Genomic DNA, 18779 nt, shown 5'->3' on the forward strand with positions numbered 1-18779 from the left:
CCAGCAGGGTCCCTAAGTAGGAGATTGCATTTATGCCCCACAGCCAAGGCACTGGTAGTACGTAGTCGAAGCCAACTACCTACAGCACGTCCCCGGCCCCCTCAGGCCGCGCGGGCCCGCTCAGTTGAACACTCTTACGAGAGCAGTCCAGGGTCGCTCGAGTGCCGGGTCAGCTCCTCTTCGAGCGCCGCGCGCATGGTCCCACCGATGACCCGATCGGCGCCGGCGACACCGATGCCCTCAAGCGCTGCAATCGCCTCCCCCGCCGACGCCCGCGCTGCCTCACTCGCCATGATGACTGCGCGCGCGTACTCGGCCCGATCCGCTTCGGCAACGAGCACCGGCTCCGCACCCATCTCGACGACGAGCGCCTGCCCGATCGGCTGCACAACTGCTGGGGCAGTCACGGCGACAGTCGCCCCCGAGAGCCGTGTGAGGTCGAGGCTTGTGCCGGTGAACACGATGCCAGGGTGCAGCGCGATGGGAATGACCCCTGGGGCGTCACTGAACACCGCTGTGCCGTATTCAGGCGCCGTATGAATGACAAGCTGGCCTGGCTGCCAAGCGCCAAGCTTTGCGAGCCCGGAGACCAGGCCAGGAAGTTCGCTGCCCGGCACAGCGAGCAACACCATCTCAGCCCGCCTGACGACTTCCTGCACGTCGAGGATGGGAACGCCTGGCAACATCGCCTCGGCGCGTTCCCGGCTCTCTTCGCTCAGCGCACTGATACCGACAATTGCGTGACCAGCGCCAGCGAGCGCGCGTCCCAGTACTGGGCCAACCTTGCCGGCGCCGACAATACCGATTCCGAGTCGGCTAGATTGCAGGCCGCTCATCGGTCTCGTTTCGCTTCATCGTTGTCGGGTGGCCGTCAGACTCCGCGCGCTGCACCGCCAGCACCGCGGCCGACAGGCGATCGAAGACGATGCGAGCATCGTCGAGTGCGAGCCCACGCACGGAGACACGCACCGGCCCGAGCACGGTGTGAGCCTGCAGCGAGGCGAGCTTGAAGACGTAGTGCCAGAGCGGCCGGCTCAGCTGCACGGACTGCGCCCGAACGATCGGCATGATCGCAAACGAGCGGGTCAAAGCGCCCCGCCTGATGCGAAGCGTCGCGTCGGTGAGGGCTGCCGGATCCGCTGGAACGTCGATACGAACTCCCGCGCGACGCTTGCCAAACCACAGCAGCCAACCTGCGCGCTTGCCAGCGCCAACGTAGTCCTCACCTGTCCCGATAAGTCCCTCAGTGATGCCAGTCGCCGCCCCCGGCACGAGCGTCTCAATCACCCTGACGACGTCATCGTGTCTGCCAACTGGCAGCACGACGTTCTGGGTGACGCTCTGGCCGGCCTCAGAGACTGAGTGACCGGCGAGCGTCACACGAACCCGCCACCATCCGAACGGGCGCCAGAACAGCGGTTGCCGAGCCTCGATCGCGTGGATCCTGCCGAACGGGATCGAATCGGTGACAGTCGAGGTGAGGCCCGAGCCGACCCGAATAGACTCCCGCCCCCTCGAAAGGGTGAAGTTGAAGCCCTTGTTGAACTGGGCAAACATCATGCCGAGAGTCACAAGAATGAGCGGGATGACTGTGAGTAGCGAGATCCCACCGGCAGCCAGGAAGCCGCTGTTGCCGGTCACTGCGCCAATCGCCGAGCTGATCAGCCCCCAGAACACGGCGACGAGCAGGAGGATCACCGTGATGACAGCTTCCCACCCCAAGAGGATCGAACCGAGGAGCCGGCCGAGCGGCACCCGCACGAGGGCCTGGGCCGCGGCGGCCTCAGGGTCGACGTCGAAATCTGCGAAGTCCTGCACGCGTCCTGTGAGCGCGTCTGACGGTTCCGCGTAACGTGTGCCGTCGTACGAGACCGCAGCCGCGGGAGCAATCACACCGGGATCTGCTTCTGGGGCGGCGCCGGAACGCCGGGCGGAGGCAAGCTGCAGGATACGCTCTCTGACAGCTTTCGCATCGCGGTGGCCGAGATACGCGAGCTCAACCTTGCCGCCCTGGCCGCCAGTCAGCACCTCGATCTTTGTGAGACCAAGAAGCCGCGCTAGGAGCGGCCGCTGCAGGTTGACACTCTGCACGCGGTCAAGCGGCGCACGACGGTGCTGCCGAAAGAGCACGCCAGAGCGCGACTCCACTGCCTCACCCGAGACCCGATAGGTGTGAAAACGCCACGCCACCCAGGAGGCTCCAACGATGACGAGCAGGAGCAACACCACACCACCGAGGACAAGCAGCAGAGTCTGACCGTTCGACAGCATCCCCAGAATCGCAGTGAACTCGTCGTCCTCGACTGGCTCATGGGTCGAAGCCGCGACGAACATTCGCACGAACAGATCGCGGAAGTTCGCGATGAAGACACCGATGAGCACGAGCAGCACGAGCCCGCCGCGCAAGAGCGGCGAGATCGGGTGCAGCCGCCGCCAGCCGTCGGAGTCTGCAGTGCCTGGCATCGCGTCGGCGCCGGCTGGTTCGACGGACGCGGCGGGCTGCTCCCCGTGGCGCGCCGACGGATCCTGATCGGGGAAACCTGGGGACGTCACAGCCCCGACCGCCGGGACTCGGCGAGCTCAACCAGGCGGTCACGCAGCTGTTCTGCGTCGCTTGCGGTCAGGCCCGGCAGCTGCACACCCGTTGCCGCGGACGCCGTTACGAACTTCAGGGTCGAAAGACCGAGAGCGCGAAGCAGCGGTCCACGCGTAATGTCGACGAGCTGAAGCCTGCCGTACGGGACAGCCACAACCCGCTCAAACATGATGCCACGCCTGAACAGCAGATCGTCTTCGCGCAGAATGTAGCCGATCGCTTTCACTCGACGAAACGCGAAGAGCGAATTCACGAGGAAGAACACGACGAGGCCCCAGAGGCCGAGCGTCAGCCAGAGCGGAACGTCGCCGTGGTTCGTGAGCGACACGATGATGACTCCGACGAGCGGAAAGAACGACATCACCACATTGATGATGAGATCAGAGACAGCGTACTTTGGCGAAACTCTGTGCCACGTGGGCTCGAGCGCGGGAAAAGTCTGGTGGGTCACGTCTCAAGTGTAGCCAGGCCCGCGTCGCCTTCGCCCTCGGGGTCGTCGCTTGGCGGCACGCGGCACAGTCGCTCGGTGACGAGCGCGCACACAAGAAGCACGACGCCGGCAAGTGCAGTGACAAGCATCGGAAGCCAGGTTGGGGTGGGTGCAGGCACGCTCCGGCCGAGCAGGGACAACAGTAGTCCGCCGCCAAAGCCCGCAAAGACCGCCCCGACAAGCTGGCCTGCGCGCGCCGTCGCGAGCAGCCGCACGGCCTGGAACGGGTTCACTGCGCCAGTGCCCTTCGCAACGTGCTTGCGCAGCCTCAACCCGAGCACGACGAGCACTACGGCGAGTGCGATGAGTGTGATCGCCATTGAATAGGGCAGCAGAATCGAGGGGCGACCCCGCGAAGAGAGCCATGCCTGGATGAGGAGCGCCAACGCGGCCCCGACGGCCCCCGTCCCGAGAAGATGCAGCGGGTTTAGCCCACGAAGCTTCTGCTGTCCGCTCACTCTGGCCTGCCCTCACATGGCGTGGCGAGTGGCTCGAGCGGGTCCGCCGCAGAGTGAGCGAGCGGCACTGTCGTGTCGCCGATTCTGTCGAGCAACTCGCTGACGCGTCCGTGCCCCATGAGCACCGCGTCCGGGTCAAGCGCGAGCCACGGCGAGAGCACAAAGTCGCGTTCGTGCGCCCGCGGGTGGGGCACAGTCAGCCTGTCGTCAGCGATTACTCTACCGCCGAAGAGAATGAGGTCAATGTCGAGCGTCCGGTCGCCCCATCTGGCGTCTCGGACCCTGCCGTGCGCAGTCTCTACCCGCTGCAGAGCATCGAGCAGCTCGTGTGGGGCGAGGGTCGTCTGAAGTGACGCGACGCCGTTGATGTACTTCGGAGCGGTCGGGTCCGGCCCATCAAGCGTGAGTGCCACTGTTTCGTGCAGCGGGGAGGCAACAAACTCGGCGATGCCGTCGAGCCCGGCGAGCTCTCGCTGCGCCGCACGAATTGTCTCGCCGCGGTCGCCGAGGTTCGCACCGAACGCAAGGAGCACTGGAACGACCTGGGCAATCATTTGGCCCCCCGAACTCGATCAACGGTGACAGCGACGTCGGCGAACGGCGCCTGGATCGGTGCGTCGGGCTTGTGGACGGTGACGCGCGCTCTATTCACCCCAGGGTATTCAAGCGCGAGCTGGGCGACGCGCTCAGCAACGGTCTCGATGAGGTCGACCGGGTCAGCGGCGACCGCTGCGACGACAGCATCTGCGAACTCTCCGTAGTGCACGGTGCTCGCCAGATCGTCGCCCGCCGCCGCTGCGCTGAGATCCACGTGCAGCGTCGCGTCGATGAAGAACCGCTGCCCGGCGTCACGTTCGAAGTCAAACACGCCGTGGTGGGCATACACTTCGAGGCCAGTGAGCGTGATGCTGTCGCCGATTGCTGGCCCTGACCACGCACGTTCGACGGCGATCGCCGCCGCCGTGCTGGCGACGTCGTGTACTCGCACCCCCCACGCGCCGGCTCGCGCCAAGAGGGCGCTCACGACAGCTGTCGCGCCGTCGCGCCCAGCGGGACCCGCAGGCGCACTGGGTAGCTCGCTGAGCACCTCACCAAGCATCCGCTTCCGGGAGGCACCAACGAGCACCGGGTACCCCAGATCTTGGAGTTCGCCGAGCCTGCGCAACAGCTCCCAGCATTGCTCTCCAGTCTTGTCGAACCCGAGCCCTGGGTCGAGCACGATGAGTTCGGCCGCCACTCCAGCAGCGATCGCTTCAGATGCCCGCTGTGCAAGCTCGTCGCGCACCTCGCGAACAACGTCGCCATACACAGACCGCTCGTTCGCGGGATCGGGGATGCCTCGCCAGTGCCCGAGGATAAGCCTCGTGCCCGACGATGCAGCCGCGCGCGCAGCCACCTTGAGCATGTCTGCGTCGTTCAAGCCGCCCGAGACATCGTTGATGTAGCTTGCGCCTGCGGCGACGGCTGCTTCGGCTGTCTCTGCGTGAATCGTATCGATCGACACGACGATCCCTGCTGCGGTCAGCTCGCGAATCACCGGGAGAACTCGGGCGAGCTCTTCGGCGCGCGGCACAGGGGTCGCCCCTGGCCGCGTAGATTCGCCGCCGACGTCGATCACGTCAGCGCCATTCGCGACGAGCTCACGGGCGCGGGCGACCGCGCGTTCAGGATCGAGGTACTCTCCCCCGTCACTGAACGAATCAGGGGTGGTGTTGAGAACGCCAAGGATGAGCGGGGCGGGGCGCACTCGGGTCTCTGTCACAACGGGTTCCTTGGTCCGCCAGGCGCAATAAGCGCGATGATTTCTGACCGCGCGGCGGCCTCTGCCAGGTTGCCGCGCGAGGCGATTGTGACGGCCTCGGCCTCAGTCTCACGCACTCCTCGGTCTGCCACGCAGCCGTGGCTCGCCTCGAGCACGACGAGCACTCCCATCGGATCGAGGCCATCGACAATCGCCTGAACGATCTGCTCGCCCAGGCGCTCTTGCACCTGCGGCCGCGCGGCGAGGGCGTCGACGACTCGAGGCAACGCACTGAGCCCGACAACACGGTCGCGCGGCTGGTAGGCGATGTGCGCCCTCCCCCGAAACGGGAGCAGGTGATGTTCGCAGATCGAGCGCAGGGCGATATCGCGCATGAGCACGAGCTCGCCGGTCTCACCGTCAACGGGTACCGCGTCGCGCAAAAACTGCTGTGGGTCAACCCCGACTCCGGCAAAGAACTCCGCGTACGAGTCAGCCACGCGTCCGGGTGTTGCCCGCAACTCGTCACTTTCAGGGTCGGCACCGATTGCGCTGAGCAGCTCGCGAACTGCCCTCGCGACCCGGTCCCGATCCACTCCTGCGCTCACGTCGCCTACTCGCCGGGTGTGTCTGGCTGCGTGGCGTCGGCTGGGGCTGGTGAGTCGCCCTCGCTCTGGGCAACCTTCTCGGCTGTCGGTCCGTCGGTTCGCACCGCGGCAGGCACCTCGATCGGAGGCCGATCGGAGACGGGACGGTCTCCGTGGGAAAGCCACGTCGCACGCGGCCCAAGCTTCTGCACATCGCGGAAGATCTCAGCGAGCTGCAGGTGGTCGAGTGTCTCCTTCTCGAGCAGCTCCCGCGCGAGCTTGTCGAGCACGTCGCGGTTTGCCACAAGCACCTCGTAAGCCTCGTTATGCGCCTGTTCAAGGAGCGCGCGCACCTCGGCATCAATCTGCACAGCGAGACCCTCCGAGTAATCGCGGGACTGGCCGAAGTCACCCATGAACGCGCCAGGCTGCGCCTGTCCGAGCTTCACGGGCCCGACCGCGGTCGTCATGCCGTACTCAGTCACCATCTTGCGCGCAGTTGACGTCGCTTTCTCGATGTCGTTGCCTGCGCCCGTGGTCGGGTCGTGGAAGACGAGTTCTTCAGCAACGCGGCCTCCAAGGGCGTACGCGAGCTGATCTTGCAGCTCGTTTCGAGTCACCGAGTACTTGTCCTCGAGCGGGATAACCATCGTGTAGCCGAGGGCTCTGCCGCGTGGCAGGATCGTCACCTTGGTCACGGGATCCGTGTGGTTCAGCGACGCCGCGACGAGGGCGTGGCCACCCTCGTGATAGGCGGTGATGAGCTTTTCCTGGTCTTTCATGACACGCGTGCGGCGCTGCGGCCCAGCAATAACGCGATCGATCGCCTCGTCAAGCGCGCGATTGTCGATGAGCTGAGCGTTCGAGCGCGCGGTAAGCAGAGCCGCCTCGTTCAGCACGTTCGCGAGGTCAGCGCCAGAGAACCCCGGGGTCTTTCGCGCAACGACCTCAAGGTCGACGTTCTTCGAAAGCGGCTTGCCCTTCGCATGCACCTGCAGAATCATGAGCCTGCCGCGCATGTCAGGCGCGTCGACTCCGACCTGGCGGTCGAATCGGCCCGGACGCAACAGCGCAGGGTCAAGCATGTCTGGGCGGTTCGTGGCCGCGATCATGATGACATTCGCCTTCGGGTCGAAGCCGTCCATCTCGACGAGGAGCTGGTTCAGGGTCTGCTCACGCTCGTCGTGACCGCCGCCCATGCCCTGGCCACGGCGCTGGCCGACAGCGTCGATCTCATCGATGAAGATGATCGCTGGGGCGTTCGCCTTGGCTTCCTTGAACAGGTCGCGGACGCGGCTCGCGCCGACCCCGACGAACATTTCAACGAAGTCAGAACCCGAGATCGAGTAGAACGGCACACCGGCCTCGCCTGCGACCGCGCGTGCAAGCAGGGTCTTGCCGGTTCCCGGAGGGCCGTACAGCAGCACACCCTTCGGAATGCGAGCACCGACAGCCTGGAAGCGAGAGGCGTCTTGCAGAAAGTCCTTGATTTCTTCGAGCTCTTCGACGGCCTCATCGGCGCCAGCGACGTCGGCGAACGTCACGACAGGTGTCTCCTTCGAGACAAGCTTGGCCTTCGACTTACCAAACTGCATGACGCCGCGGCCGCCGCCCTGCATGGAGGACATCATCCACCACAGCAACACACCAATGAGTAGGAGCGGGAGCAGGAATCCAAGGAGCGACCAGAATGGATTCGGCTTCGGAACGACGTCGTTGAATCCGTCCTTTGGCTGTGCCTCGTCGATCGCCGAGATCACCTCTGCACCGCGCTGGTTGACGTAGTAGAAGAAGACGTTGTCGCTGCCCGCCTTCTTATCTGCCTTCGCCAGCTCAAGGTTCACGCGCTGATCACCGTCGATGATCTCAGCTTGCTTGACCTTGCCCTCGGCGATGAGCTCGAGGCCTCGTTCGGTACTCACCTCCCGTGTGTTGCTCCCTGAGAGGAATGACCACCCGAGCAGCAGGAATACGACCGCGATCGCGATATACACGAACGGGCCCTTGAGCAGGCGCCGACCCTTTGTCGGCGTCTCGGACGATTTTTCAGCCAAGTCTGGGCCTTTCGATCGGCAGATTACAGCGAGCTAAGCGTATCCGAGGCGTCTGACACTTCTGCCGCCACAGTGCGCTTGTCCGCTCAGGGCGGAGAACCTAACGTTACTTGCCCGAGTACACGTGCGGGGCGAGGATCGCGACGTCGCGCAGGTTCCTGTAGTCCTCTGCGTAGTCGAGACCGTAGCCGACAACGAACTCCACAGGGATGTCGAAGCCAACATAGGCGACGTCGACCTCAACCTTCAATGCCTCAGGCTTTCGCAGCATCGTGCAGATACGAACCGATTTCGCCCCCCGGCTCTCGAGGTTCTCTTTCAGCCAGGAGAGCGTGAGGCCCGAGTCGATAATGTCTTCGACGATCAGCACGTCGCGCCCAGTGATGTCTGCGTCCAGATCCTTCAGAATCTTGACAACGCCGCTCGACTTGGTGCCGACGCCGTACGACGAGACCGCCATCCAGTCCATCTGGGCGTGGAAGTTGAGCTCGCGAGCGAGATCAGCCATCACCATGACGGCGCCTTTCAGCACACCGACAAGGAGCGGCGGCTCTTCGGCGTAGTCGCGCTCAATTTCGCGCGCCAGTTCAGCGAGGCGCACGCGAAGTTCTTCTTCGGTGTGCAGTACAACAGTGAGGTCATCGCCAAGATGTTTCGCGTCCATGCGTCCATCGTAGTGCGCTCAGAAGGAGTGTCCGATCAGCTTTCTGCGAGCATGCTGTGCGTGTCTCGAGGCGAGCCGTTCTGTGGGTCGCACACCAGTTCACCTGCAACCCGGGTGACCCTGATTCCGGGAACGAACACAGGGCCCTGCCCCTTCCAATGTGTGATGAGTGCAGCGATGCTCAACGTGTGCTCGCGCGTCAGGGCCGCCCCGAAGTACTCCCTCGCCATTTGGTGAATCGCCCGCTGCCGAACCGCGGCAGGGAGGCCCTCTAGCACGCTCACTCCCCCGGCGTCGATGACCTGTCGTTCGGGGGCGGGCCCAGGGTGTGCGGGGCCCTCCGCCGCCCGCCGCTGCGCTGCTTCCCCACCCTCGGGCAGGGGCCGTACGGTCGGCAACAGTGCCGCGACGACCCTGCCCGCCCAATCGTCAAGCGCGTCGGCATCCTCGCGGGCGAGGTCTGCGCTTCGTGCGAGCCCCGCGACGACGCCGGGCCCGAGCTCGCGGGCGAGCGTCGGCAGCGCTGTCTCGCGGACGCGCACTCGCGCATACGAGGCGTCAAGGTTGTGCGGGTCATTCCACGGCGTGAGCCCCAGCTCGGCGCACGCGGCTTCGGTGGTGGCACGCGTGATCTTCCAGGTCTCACCGAGCAGCGGCCGCAGCAGGTCCACGCCGTCGGAAAGCGGACGACTGCTCGGAATGCCAGCAACGCTCCTCGTTCCTGAACCGCGCGCCAACGCGAGCAACACCTGCTCGGCTTGGTCATCTCGAGTGTGGGCAGTCAGTACCGCTGCGGCGCCGAGCTCCGCGGCCACAGTCACGAACGCGCCATACCGCGCGTCGCGGGCGGCGGCCTCTGGCCCACCCGCTGCCGCGACTTCAACCCGCCGAATCACCACCGGCGCGAGCCCGAGCCCGCGTGCCTGCGCTGCAGCGCTGTCCGCGACGCGCTTCGATCCTGATTGGAGTGCATGATCGACAATGACCGCGCCAGCGCGCACTCCGGCTTGACCGGCCTCCGCGGCGACTGCCGCAGCGAGCGCGAGCGAGTCGGCCCCGCCAGACAGCCCGACGAGTGCGAGCGCGTCATCTTTCCCGACGCCCCCGAGCGCAGCAAGGGTGGGGCGCACGGCCCGCCGAATCTGCATAAACCTCGGATGCTCCACGGCTCCACGCTACCCGAGCATCTCATCGGGTAGCCTTAGCTTCGGCAATAATTCGCAACCAGGTCGACACGTGTCGACCACAAGCACGAAGGAGCGCGCATGACCGCCGCATTTGATGCCGTCATCGAGATCCCCAAGGGAAGCCGCAACAAGTACGAGATCGATCATGAGACCGGGCGCGTCTACCTCGACCGTGTGCTCTACACGAACTTCGTATACCCCGCCGACTATGGGTTCTTTGAGGAGACCCTCGGCGAGGACAACGATCCGCTCGACGTACTCGTGCTGCTCGACTACCCAGTATTTCCCGGTGTTGGCGTCAAGGTTCGCCCCGTCGGCGTGCTGAAGATGAGCGATGAGGCGGGTGGCGACGACAAGGTCATCGCTGTGCAGTACAAGGATCCGCGCTGGGCACACATTCAGGACGTCGACGACATCCCTGAGTACACCCGCAAGGAGATCGCGCACTTCTTCGAGCGCTACAAGGATCTCGAAGAGGGCAAGTGGGTCAAGGTTGACGCCTGGGGCTCCGCGGCAGAGGCTGAGCGACTGATCGTCGAGGCGCAGGAGCGCCTCGCAGCACAGGGACACTGAGGCTCGCCCCGGTGGAGGTACGCGTATTCGATGACGCGGTCTTACTCGGTCGCTTCGCAGCGGAGCAGGTACTCGAGGCGATAGAGACGAGGGCTGACGCTGTGATCGGTCTCGCAACCGGCTCGTCACCGCTGTCGCTCTACGCGGCCTGGGCCGAGCTCGCACGCGAGCGCGGTACGGACCTCTCGGCGGTACGCGGGTTTGCTCTCGACGAGTACGCCGGCATCGCTCCGGCGCACCCCGAGAGCTACCACTCGGTTATCTCAAACGAGGTCGTTATACCTGTCGGGCTCACCCCGGAGCAGGTCTTCGTGCCGTCCGCTGAGGCAACGGAGGCAGCTGCGGCGGACTACGAGCAGGCGATCGCGGCGGCTGGCGGCGTTGACGTGCAGATCCTCGGGATCGGTCGGAACGGCCATCTTGGCTTTAACGAACCAGGATCGGCGCTCGATTCGCGGACACGGCGCGTGGCGCTCAGCGCCGAGACGATCGAGGACAACGCGCGCTTCTTTGACAGCGCGGCGGATGTTCCCACGGAGGCCATCACGCAGGGACTCGGCACGATCATGGAGGCCCGCAAGCTCGTGATCCTCGCTGTTGGCGAGGCCAAGGCCGCGGCGGTCGCGGCGGCGATCGAGGGGCCAGTCACCGAGGCGATGCCCGCGAGCGTCGCGCAGCGGCACCCGAACGTGGTGTACGTCCTCGACCGGGCTGCAGCGTCTCGGCTCTCATAGCCATCGAACACACAACGACTCCCCGGGGTATACCCCGGGGAGTCGTTTCGTTGTTCGGTGGACTAGGCGTGTAGCTGCATTGTGGTCAGGCAGGTCGGATCGGTGTCGCCTGTCGTCACGCGTTGTTCGGCTACCCCCTGCTCGCCGACGACGCGAACATCGAATTCGCCGTGACGGGGCAACCAGACGCCGACAAAGCCGTTGTCTGCGGTTGCCGTGATCTCACTCACCACGACCTCGCCCGTCTGCGCGTCGGTGACAGTGAGTTCGATAGGGGTGTTCTGCAACTCGCCGAGGCACGTCGTCAGGCTGTGGAAGTCGCACGGGTGCGTTTGGTTCACGTACGGCGCGATCGACAGGTAGAACCCTGCGTCCTCCAGCGGGAGGGTCACGTCTCCCGGCTGCAGGACGAGCTCGGTCGGACGGACTGACGCAATGAGAGCGTCGGGGCTCGGCCGCTTATCGACAGGCAACCTGTCGAGGCCCTCCACGATTGCCTGTGCATCGTTGGTGGCGAGGCCAAGCGCGGCAACCTGTTCGAGAGCGGCGGCCGGAGCCTCCGTCTCGGGCTCGGCGGCAGCAGTGCAGCCGGTGAGCAGGAGCGCGCCTGCGAGGAGCGTGAGAACAGCAGTACGGATACCCATAGTGGGTATTCTTTCAGAGGGAGCCGTGCAATTGCTGCGTCGACGCCGGATCGCTCAGACCGAACCCCGCGGAGACGCAAAAGGGGCGCCACCCGCGAGCAACGCGGATGACACCCCCATGAAGACGTCGCTTAGGACAGCTTGCGGATGTTCACGGCCTGCGGGCCGCGAGCGCCATCCTCGGTGTCGAACTCGACCTGCTGGTTCTCTTCCAGGTCACGACGGCCGGTGCCCTCAATAGCGCTGAAGTGCGCGAAGAGATCTGCCGAGCCATCGTCGGGTGCAATGAACCCGTAGCCCTTTTCACTGTTAAACCACTTGACGGTGCCGGTTGCCATAAGAGCATTCCTTTGTGATGCGGAGCCGCCGGGGCGGCTCATAATGGTCGCGCCGAGGCGCGGATTGAACTTATCAGCGGGACAGCCCGGGGAAACACACCAGCGGCTGTGAGACACTGAGGCGAAGCGATCGGAAAGAAGGCGCCGATACGTGCAACCATACCGCACGCCCGCCCAAAACACGGCTGACGCAAGTTTCGTGATAAATCCTTAACTTTTGCGTTGTCGATGCGCTAACCCTGCAGCGGGTCCGGCACGATTGCAAAACGGTCACTGTCAGGGTCGACTCACGACACCCACCGGAACCCACTAACGTTAGAACATGCGTTCGAATAGCTCCGCCACTGCTGTGCGCTGGTGCGCCCTTGGCCGCACGAGGCAGGGCGATTTTGAAGCACTCTTGCACCACGATGACGGGACCGAGTCGGGACCCGTTGAAGTCGCCGCCAGTGAGCTTCCCGGCTTCATCCGAGAGCTCGAGCTCGCCCACTCCCCGCGCTGGATCTGGCAGAGCGCAGCGGCAATCTATCCTCGGCTCCTCGCCGCAGGCATCAGCATTGCACGCTGCCACGACCTCTGGCTGTGCCACCAGATCCTCCGCAATTCTCGCTATGTGCGCGATCGCTCGCCGCTCCTCGCCGCGCGGCAGTGGCACGTCGACCTGGAATCCGAACCCCCGGCCCCGGCCGCCTCAGGCCCAGCACTCTTCGACCTTGACGTCGCGCAAGGTGGGCACGGTCAACTGGCCACGCTTGCAGAGGTCCTTGCCGAGTATTCCAGACAGCGAACTGCAGTTACCGAATCGAGTCACCCGGGCAGGCTCTCGTTGTTACTGGCAGCAGAATCTGCGGGCTCGCTCATCGCGGCGGAACTCGCGGAGGCTGGCATCCCGTGGGACGCGGCAGAGCACGACAGAATCCTCACCGCTGCCCTCGGTCCCCGACCCGCAAGCTACGCAGAGAAGCCTGCGTTGCTCGCCGCGGCAGCAGCACGAGTTCGCGAGGCACTCGACGATCCCCTTCTATCACTGGATTCGCCACCCAAATTGCTCCGCGCTCTGCGCGCAGCCGGAGTGGACACATCCTCAACATCTCAGTGGGAGCTGGCGGAGCACAGCCACCCAGCACTCGAACCACTGCTTGAGTACAAGAAGCTGTCGCGACTCTTGACTGCCAACGGCTGGGCGTGGCTCGACGAATGGGTGCAGTGTGGTCGGTACCGCCCCGTCTATGTCCCCGGAGGCGTTGTCACGGGTCGGTGGGCATCCAACGGCGGAGGAGCTCTCCAGCTGCCCCGCGCGTTGCGCCCAGCGCTGCGCGCAGATCCCGGCTGGAAACTCGTTATTGCAGACGTATCGCAGCTCGAGCCGCGCGTGCTCGCCGCGATGTCACAAGACACCGGCATGGCGGCGGCTGGGCGCGATACCGACCTGTACGCCGGCATCGTCGCAACGAGCTCCATCGAGAACCGTGACGACGCAAAGCTGGCAATGCTCGGGGCAATGTATGGGGCGACGTCGGGCGACAGCGGCAGACTCGTGCCGCAGCTCAGGCGGGTTTTTCCTCAAGCAATGGGCCTCGTCGACCGTGCCGCAGAGCTTGGAGAGCGAGGTGGAATCGTCACCACTTGGCTCGGGCGGTCGTCGCCGGAAGCCGACGCGGAATGGCATGAGGCTCAGTCACGTGCAAGCGCTCCCGGAGCAACTCGGAAGGATGAGGACCTCGCCAGGCGGAGCGCTCGCGAGCGCGGCAGATTCACGCGAAACTTCGTCGTTCAGGGCACTGCCGCCGAGTGGGCGCTCGCGTGGCTCGCTGAGATCCGGAAGCAACTCTCCGAGTTCCCAGAGTGCGCCGAGTCCGAATCGGCCAAGGGCTCCGGCACGGTGTTTTCACGGCGCCCCCACCTCGCATTCTTCCTGCACGACGAGATCATCGTGCACACACCTGAAGGACAGGCAGCACAGGTTGCGGAAGTTGTGCGTACAGCCGCGACCCGAGCCGGAAATCTCCTCTTTCCCACTGGGGTAGTTGATTTCAGACTCGATCTTCACATAACCGACCGGGCCACCAAGCACTAATAGCCCCACACGCGGCTTGAATTATCCAAGCAAGCGAAATTCATGATCATACGCGCGCGGTAGAATTGCATCACAATCGCAACTTAGGTTCGGGCTCCAGCATCACCAGGCTGCGACGCCTGGCCTAAAGAAAGGGGCCGGACTTTGCGCGCCAAAGAACTTGACACGCTACTCGCCCATGTACGCGCCAGAGAGACCGTTCGGCTCGTCGGCGGGCAGGAGCTTGGCAAGACGTCGCTACTCAACGACCTCGAGGCTTCCCTGGGCGCGCTCGGTTTCAACGTTCTGCGTATCGCAGCAGACCCGGCGCTCGCCTCTGTGAAGTACGGCGCGCTCAGGGAGTCGTGGTTCTCGTCAGATCGGTTCCACCAGACCAGCTCACCGGTTGAGGTCACTGCGTCCCTTACTGCAGAGCTCACTCGCACGACAAATTCCGTGCTTCTCCTCGACGACGCTGAGTGGCTCGACCTGGCCTCCACGCAAGCAATCGCCCCACTCATGAATCGTGGCGCCGTCGCGGGGGTGCTAGCGTCAGCGCCCTTCAGACAGCTGAGCACTGAGCAACGCACTGCATCTCGTCTTATCAGGGCAGACGCCCGAGTAGAGCTACATTCGCTCAGTTTTGAGCAGGTCGGGGTGCTTGCTGAGAGCATTCTCGGGTCAGCTGTCAGCCCCGAGATTATTTCCGAGATCTTCTCAATGTCATCTGGCATCACCGGGATTGCTGCTGACATTATTCGCGCCTCTCATGCGGCAAACCTCATCGACCCAGGGGCTGAAAAGTGGTCCTCACCACAGAGCCGCTTGTGGAGCGTTCACCTCGAGGAAAGCGTCGAGCGAGTGATCGCTGAGCTCTCTGACGAGGCATTCAGACTGCTCCACGCTTTGGCGCTCGCGGGCAGTCTCCCCGCAGAACGCGTGCACGCTTACGACCCCGCTTCAGCCATCATGCTCACCCACCGCGGACTTGTGACGATGTTCCGGGACCCACAGGGCGAGTCACGGATCTCGCCGCGCCCCGCGCTCATCACCGATTTTTTTAGACAGCGGCGGGCTGATGTGCTGCACCTTTCGGCATCAGACCTCTTGGAGGAACTCTCGCAGCTCCCGCCGGGAGGCCAATCGCCGCCTTCAGCGACCGGCAAGCACACAGGAGCCCGCACACCACACACGACGGCGCAAGAGACCCACAACGCGGGGCTCGCGCGTTACATTCGTGAAGAAGCAGAACAGCGGCTCGCGGTTGCAGCCCAAGACTGGCGACGACTCCCCAATCCGCCGCATGCAATCTCGTACCTCGACGCGCTGGTCCAGGCGGGGGGCTACCCTGGCACCGCAGCAGAGGTCATCGAGCACACCCCCGATTCCTCCGAGAACGCCGTCGAGATGCTCCAGCTCGCACTGCACGAACAGGCGTTAGCCACCCCCGGGCACCGCTCGAGCTCGCGCCACACTTCTGCCCTTCGCGCGCGTCACGCAGACTTCGCAGCGGCGCTTGACGCTTTCGACATGTACACCGAATTCTCGAATGACGGCCTCACCGAACGTGTTCAAACGTGGCTCGCCAACCCCGGCGTCGACCCCGTTGGGTTCAGCCAGACCATCGCTGAGTATGTCGACGCGTCGGCCGGCCGCATTTTCCCCATGGCTGAGGCACCCGACACCCCGGCAAGGATTCCGCTGCAGCGACTCATCGCGGAGCAGACACACCTCATGACAGTCGTTCGACACAGCGCGGTGGACGACTCTCTCGAGCGCCTGCTCGCCGATCCGATCAGCTTGCTCCCTGGCGACGATCCAGTGCCGTTTCTTGTCGACTCATACGTCAGGTCACAGATTCTCCTCGGCCTCGGCAGGCTCTCTGATGCGCGGTCGACGCTCAGCCAGGCACTTTCGGTTGGCAGTCTCGATCTTCGCTTCGCGGTGCTGTACGCGGCGATGCTGCGATGGTCTGCGTTTTTGCACTATCGCGACGGTCGCACCGACATCGCTCAGTCCCTCCTGAAAGAGAGTCGCACCTACCCAGAGCTGCGCGGCCCGATGCCCGGGATGCGACCTGAATTTGGCGACGCGCTCGAGGTGCTCTTTGAAGATGGGCCACGCACAGCCAGCGAGGCGTTTCTCGCCGAGGCACGTGCCTGCTACGACCGGTCATTCGTCGACGCCAGCTGGTCGATGGCAAGGTTCGCGTTTCAGCTCAACCCGAACGACGCCGCGTTAGATTTCCTCGACGAGCTCGCCGCGCTCCCTGCGTACGCCTGGTCGACCCGGTTGTCAACGTTCGCCAGAGCCGCGCTCAGACAGGATCCCCAGATCTTTCTTTTCATCTCCCGCCTCACGACACTGTCTGAGATTGCCACTGCGGCGGACTTTCTCGACGATATCGAACAATCGCATCGAGACAACGGCGCACCTATCGACCCTGACTATGTGGAGGCCGTCGCGGAGGCGAGACAGGCCTTCCACATGTTCAAGGAGCCGCTGCCGCAAGGTCCGCGCCCGGAACGGCGGCCGGCGGTGGAGTCGCTCACACCCCGGGAGCTCGAGATAGCGCCGCTTACTGCCACGCTCAGCAATCGCGAGATTGCTGATCGACTCACCCTCAGCATCCGCACCGTTGAGAACCACATCGCCCGATCGATGAAGAAGCTCGGCCTGTCATCCCGGCGAGAGCTGAGTACTGCACTCCCGTCATCCGCTATTGCGGCGGCGGGTACGGCTAACGACTGAGGGCCGTTACCCCTATTCGCGTGAGATTTGCACCTAAATACTCATAATTGACAGCTGTGCGGAGTGATTTCACTACTTAAGAGTCGGTTTTCGACACCCAATATCACTCAAAGCACTCCCGAAGCCGCCGGAACTCAAGTACTGTTTCATTAGTCCCGGTGATTCTCACTGTAGGACTTCTCACCCACATCAATGATGACGGTACCTTCCCCCAATGTGGTATCAGGTGAGATAGGTCTGGTGTGTGGGGAGTGGGCTTCCCCCCATCGCTTCCCCCAAATATTGCGACTCTCCACACACCACACCATTCCCCCTCGACGTTCCGGCCGTAACTGCCACGGGCCCGCATGAAGGCTAGCTGTCAACGGCCACGGCTGCCGGTTGCTTCAACGTGCTGCGATCGTCACGCGTGAGCATCTGGAATGTCTAGCCGCCGAAAGCGAGCGATGGCACATCGAGTCCATACTCACGGCGCAGCGCCGACTTCGCCGCATACCAGCCAGCGAGGCCGTGTACGCCAGGTCCCGGCGCCGTCGATGACGAGCACAGGTACACGCCCTTCGTTGGCGTACGCCATGGCTCACTGCCAAGGACAGGCCGCGCGACAAGCTGACGGAGTGACACCTGCCCCGCACTAAAGTCACCACCGACGTAGTTTCGGTTCTCGCGCCCGAGTTCCGCGGCAGTCGTCATCCGAACCGCTGAGACACGATCACGCACCCCCGGCGCAAAGCGCTCGAGTTGCGACAGCACTGTCTCGGTCACGTCGGCAGTTGAGCCACTTGGCACGTGGGTGTAGGTCGTCACCGCGTGCACGCCACCGGGATTCCGCCCGGGATCACAGCCCGCCGGCTGCGCAACGAGCACGTATGGACGTGCGGCGTGGCGTCCGCGCGCGACCTCCGCTTCGGCGGCGACGATCTCAGCCCGAGTGCCGCCGAGGTGCACGGTCGGCGCCTGTTCGACGCGCGCGTCGCGCCACGGGATCGGGCCGTCAAGCACAAGGTCAAGTTTGGCTGCGGCGTTGCCGTACCTGAACCCCATCAATCGCTTCCGATACCCACTCGGCAACGCGTCACCGGCGATCTCCACAAGCCCTCGAGCTGACGTGTCGAAAAGTTTGACTTCGAAGCCTGCCAACTCGTCGAGATGTGCAATCCGCCTGCCGAGTTCAATACGGCCACCGTGCATCAAAAGATCTGCGGCGAGCGCGTCGGTGATGGCCTGCGAGCCTCCGACGGGCACCGGCCAGCCCGAAGCGTGACCGAGCGCACCGAGCACGAACGCTACGCCCGCGTGTGTGAGCGCGGGCAATCTGCCAATACTGTGCGCTGCGACTCCAGTGACAAGCGCCGGGGCGTGCTCTTCGCGGAACCGCAAGTCCCAGAGCGGGGTGCCCTGTTCAAGCGTTCGCACGCCAAACGCAGCAGCAGCGAGGAGATCGCTTGGCCACCGAAGCACAGGCCCGCCAAGAGCAACGTCAAGCACACCGTCGAGGCGTTCAAGGAGGGGCTTGTAGAGCCGCGCGTATGCGGCGCCGTCGCGGCCAAGCTCGCTCGCCGTGCGCTCGATGTCACGGTATGCGACGGCGGCGGTACTCCCAGCAGTGCCGTCGAGGGGATGCGCGTAGGAGGCGTCGGGTACGACGAAGTTCATCCGTCTGGTCAGCTCGAACTCTCGGAAGAAACCGGTTGCGAGCGCCATTGGGTGGATCGCCGAGCACACGTCGTGCACAACTCCAAGGGTGACGTGTGAAAGCGTTCGGGCGCCTCCACCCAGGCTCTCCATTGCTTCGAAGAGCGTAACGGGGATCCCTGCACGCGCAAGCGTCACCGCGGCTGCCAGGCCGTTCGGCCCTGAGCCGACGACCGCTGCTCCGAGTGAGGGTTGCATGCTCCCGAGTGTA

General features: G+C 64.3%; 17 protein-coding genes. 4 read left to right on the plus strand and 13 right to left on the minus strand.

All coding sequences use genetic code 11. The features are described 5' to 3' along the window. Positions 1–134: 134 nt before the first annotated feature. From KI794_RS12530 to tilS, 10 genes are all read right to left on the minus strand, one after another. Positions 135–836, minus strand: coding sequence for an NAD(P)-binding domain-containing protein (locus KI794_RS12530; RefSeq protein ID WP_119284811.1), 702 nt, complete (start codon positions 834–836; stop codon positions 135–137). Next, entirely contained in the window at positions 817–2553 is a 1737-nt protein-coding gene (locus KI794_RS12535; RefSeq protein WP_255808288.1) for a PH domain-containing protein, read from the minus strand. Before KI794_RS12535 ends, KI794_RS12530 begins: the two co-directional genes overlap by 20 nt. Next, positions 2550–3047, minus strand: coding sequence for a PH domain-containing protein (locus tag KI794_RS12540; protein ID WP_255808289.1), 498 nt, complete (start codon positions 3045–3047; stop codon positions 2550–2552). The genes KI794_RS12535 and KI794_RS12540 overlap by 4 nt, the downstream gene beginning before the upstream one ends. Further along, on the minus strand, positions 3044–3544 hold the full coding sequence (locus KI794_RS12545) for a DUF3180 family protein (protein ID WP_255808290.1): 501 nt from the start codon (positions 3542–3544) through the stop codon (positions 3044–3046). Before KI794_RS12545 ends, KI794_RS12540 begins: the two co-directional genes overlap by 4 nt. After that, on the minus strand, positions 3541–4098 hold the full coding sequence (folK, locus tag KI794_RS12550) for a 2-amino-4-hydroxy-6-hydroxymethyldihydropteridine diphosphokinase (protein ID WP_255808292.1): 558 nt from the start codon (positions 4096–4098) through the stop codon (positions 3541–3543). Before folK ends, KI794_RS12545 begins: the two co-directional genes overlap by 4 nt. After that, positions 4095–5306, minus strand: coding sequence for a dihydropteroate synthase (gene folP / locus KI794_RS12555; RefSeq protein WP_119284813.1), 1212 nt, complete (start codon positions 5304–5306; stop codon positions 4095–4097). The genes folK and folP overlap by 4 nt, the downstream gene beginning before the upstream one ends. Beyond that, a complete protein-coding gene (folE, locus tag KI794_RS12560; protein ID WP_119284814.1) occupies positions 5303–5893 on the minus strand; it encodes a GTP cyclohydrolase I FolE in 591 nt (196 codons plus the stop codon). Before folE ends, folP begins: the two co-directional genes overlap by 4 nt. A 5-nt stretch (positions 5894–5898) precedes the next feature. After that, complete coding sequence (gene ftsH, locus KI794_RS12565) at positions 5899–7926, minus strand: ATP-dependent zinc metalloprotease FtsH (RefSeq protein ID WP_255808293.1); 2028 nt, start codon at positions 7924–7926, stop codon at positions 5899–5901. Between the two features lie 106 nt (positions 7927–8032). Then, positions 8033–8590, minus strand: coding sequence for a hypoxanthine phosphoribosyltransferase (gene hpt, locus KI794_RS12570; protein ID WP_119284816.1), 558 nt, complete (start codon positions 8588–8590; stop codon positions 8033–8035). 35 nt (positions 8591–8625) lie between these two features. Continuing rightward, positions 8626–9738 carry a tRNA lysidine(34) synthetase TilS gene (gene tilS / locus KI794_RS12575; RefSeq protein WP_119284817.1) on the minus strand — a complete coding sequence of 371 codons (1113 nt, stop codon included), beginning with the start codon at positions 9736–9738 and terminating at the stop codon, positions 8626–8628. Between the two features lie 117 nt (positions 9739–9855). Here tilS and KI794_RS12580 point away from each other — a divergent pair, with 117 nt between their 5' ends. Further along, positions 9856–10350: an inorganic diphosphatase gene (locus KI794_RS12580; RefSeq protein WP_119284818.1), complete on the plus strand. Its 495-nt coding sequence runs from the start codon at positions 9856–9858 to the stop codon at positions 10348–10350. Between the two features lie 11 nt (positions 10351–10361). Beyond that, a complete protein-coding gene (locus tag KI794_RS12585) occupies positions 10362–11084 on the plus strand; it encodes a glucosamine-6-phosphate deaminase (RefSeq protein WP_255808295.1) in 723 nt (240 codons plus the stop codon). A 62-nt stretch (positions 11085–11146) separates the two neighbouring features. On the opposite strand, the gene KI794_RS12590 is transcribed toward KI794_RS12585, so the two are convergent. Both KI794_RS12590 and KI794_RS12595 read right to left on the minus strand, forming a co-directional pair. Beyond that, on the minus strand, positions 11147–11728 hold the full coding sequence (locus KI794_RS12590) for a CueP family metal-binding protein (RefSeq protein WP_119284820.1): 582 nt from the start codon (positions 11726–11728) through the stop codon (positions 11147–11149). A gap of 131 nt (positions 11729–11859) precedes the next feature. Beyond that, the gene (locus tag KI794_RS12595; RefSeq protein ID WP_119284821.1) at positions 11860–12066 is read right to left on the minus strand and encodes a cold-shock protein; all 207 of its coding nucleotides are present in this window, start codon (positions 12064–12066) and stop codon (positions 11860–11862) included. Positions 12067–12388: 322 nt separating this feature from the next. Between KI794_RS12595 and KI794_RS12600 the strand changes: the two genes are divergently transcribed. Next, positions 12389–14143 carry a bifunctional 3'-5' exonuclease/DNA polymerase gene (locus KI794_RS12600; protein WP_255808296.1) on the plus strand — a complete coding sequence of 585 codons (1755 nt, stop codon included), beginning with the start codon at positions 12389–12391 and terminating at the stop codon, positions 14141–14143. A gap of 144 nt (positions 14144–14287) precedes the next feature. Next, entirely contained in the window at positions 14288–16873 is a 2586-nt protein-coding gene (locus KI794_RS12605; protein WP_119284823.1) for a LuxR family transcriptional regulator, read from the plus strand. 426 nt (positions 16874–17299) lie between these two features. Here the strand turns inward: KI794_RS12605 and KI794_RS12610 are convergent, their stop codons facing one another. Then, complete coding sequence (locus KI794_RS12610) at positions 17300–18766, minus strand: phytoene desaturase family protein (RefSeq protein WP_119284824.1); 1467 nt, start codon at positions 18764–18766, stop codon at positions 17300–17302. Positions 18767–18779: the final 13 nt, after the last annotated feature.

It is taken from the genome of Leucobacter aridicollis (genome assembly GCF_024399335.1).
Taxonomy (GTDB): Bacteria; Actinomycetota; Actinomycetes; order Actinomycetales; family Microbacteriaceae; genus Leucobacter; species Leucobacter aridicollis_A.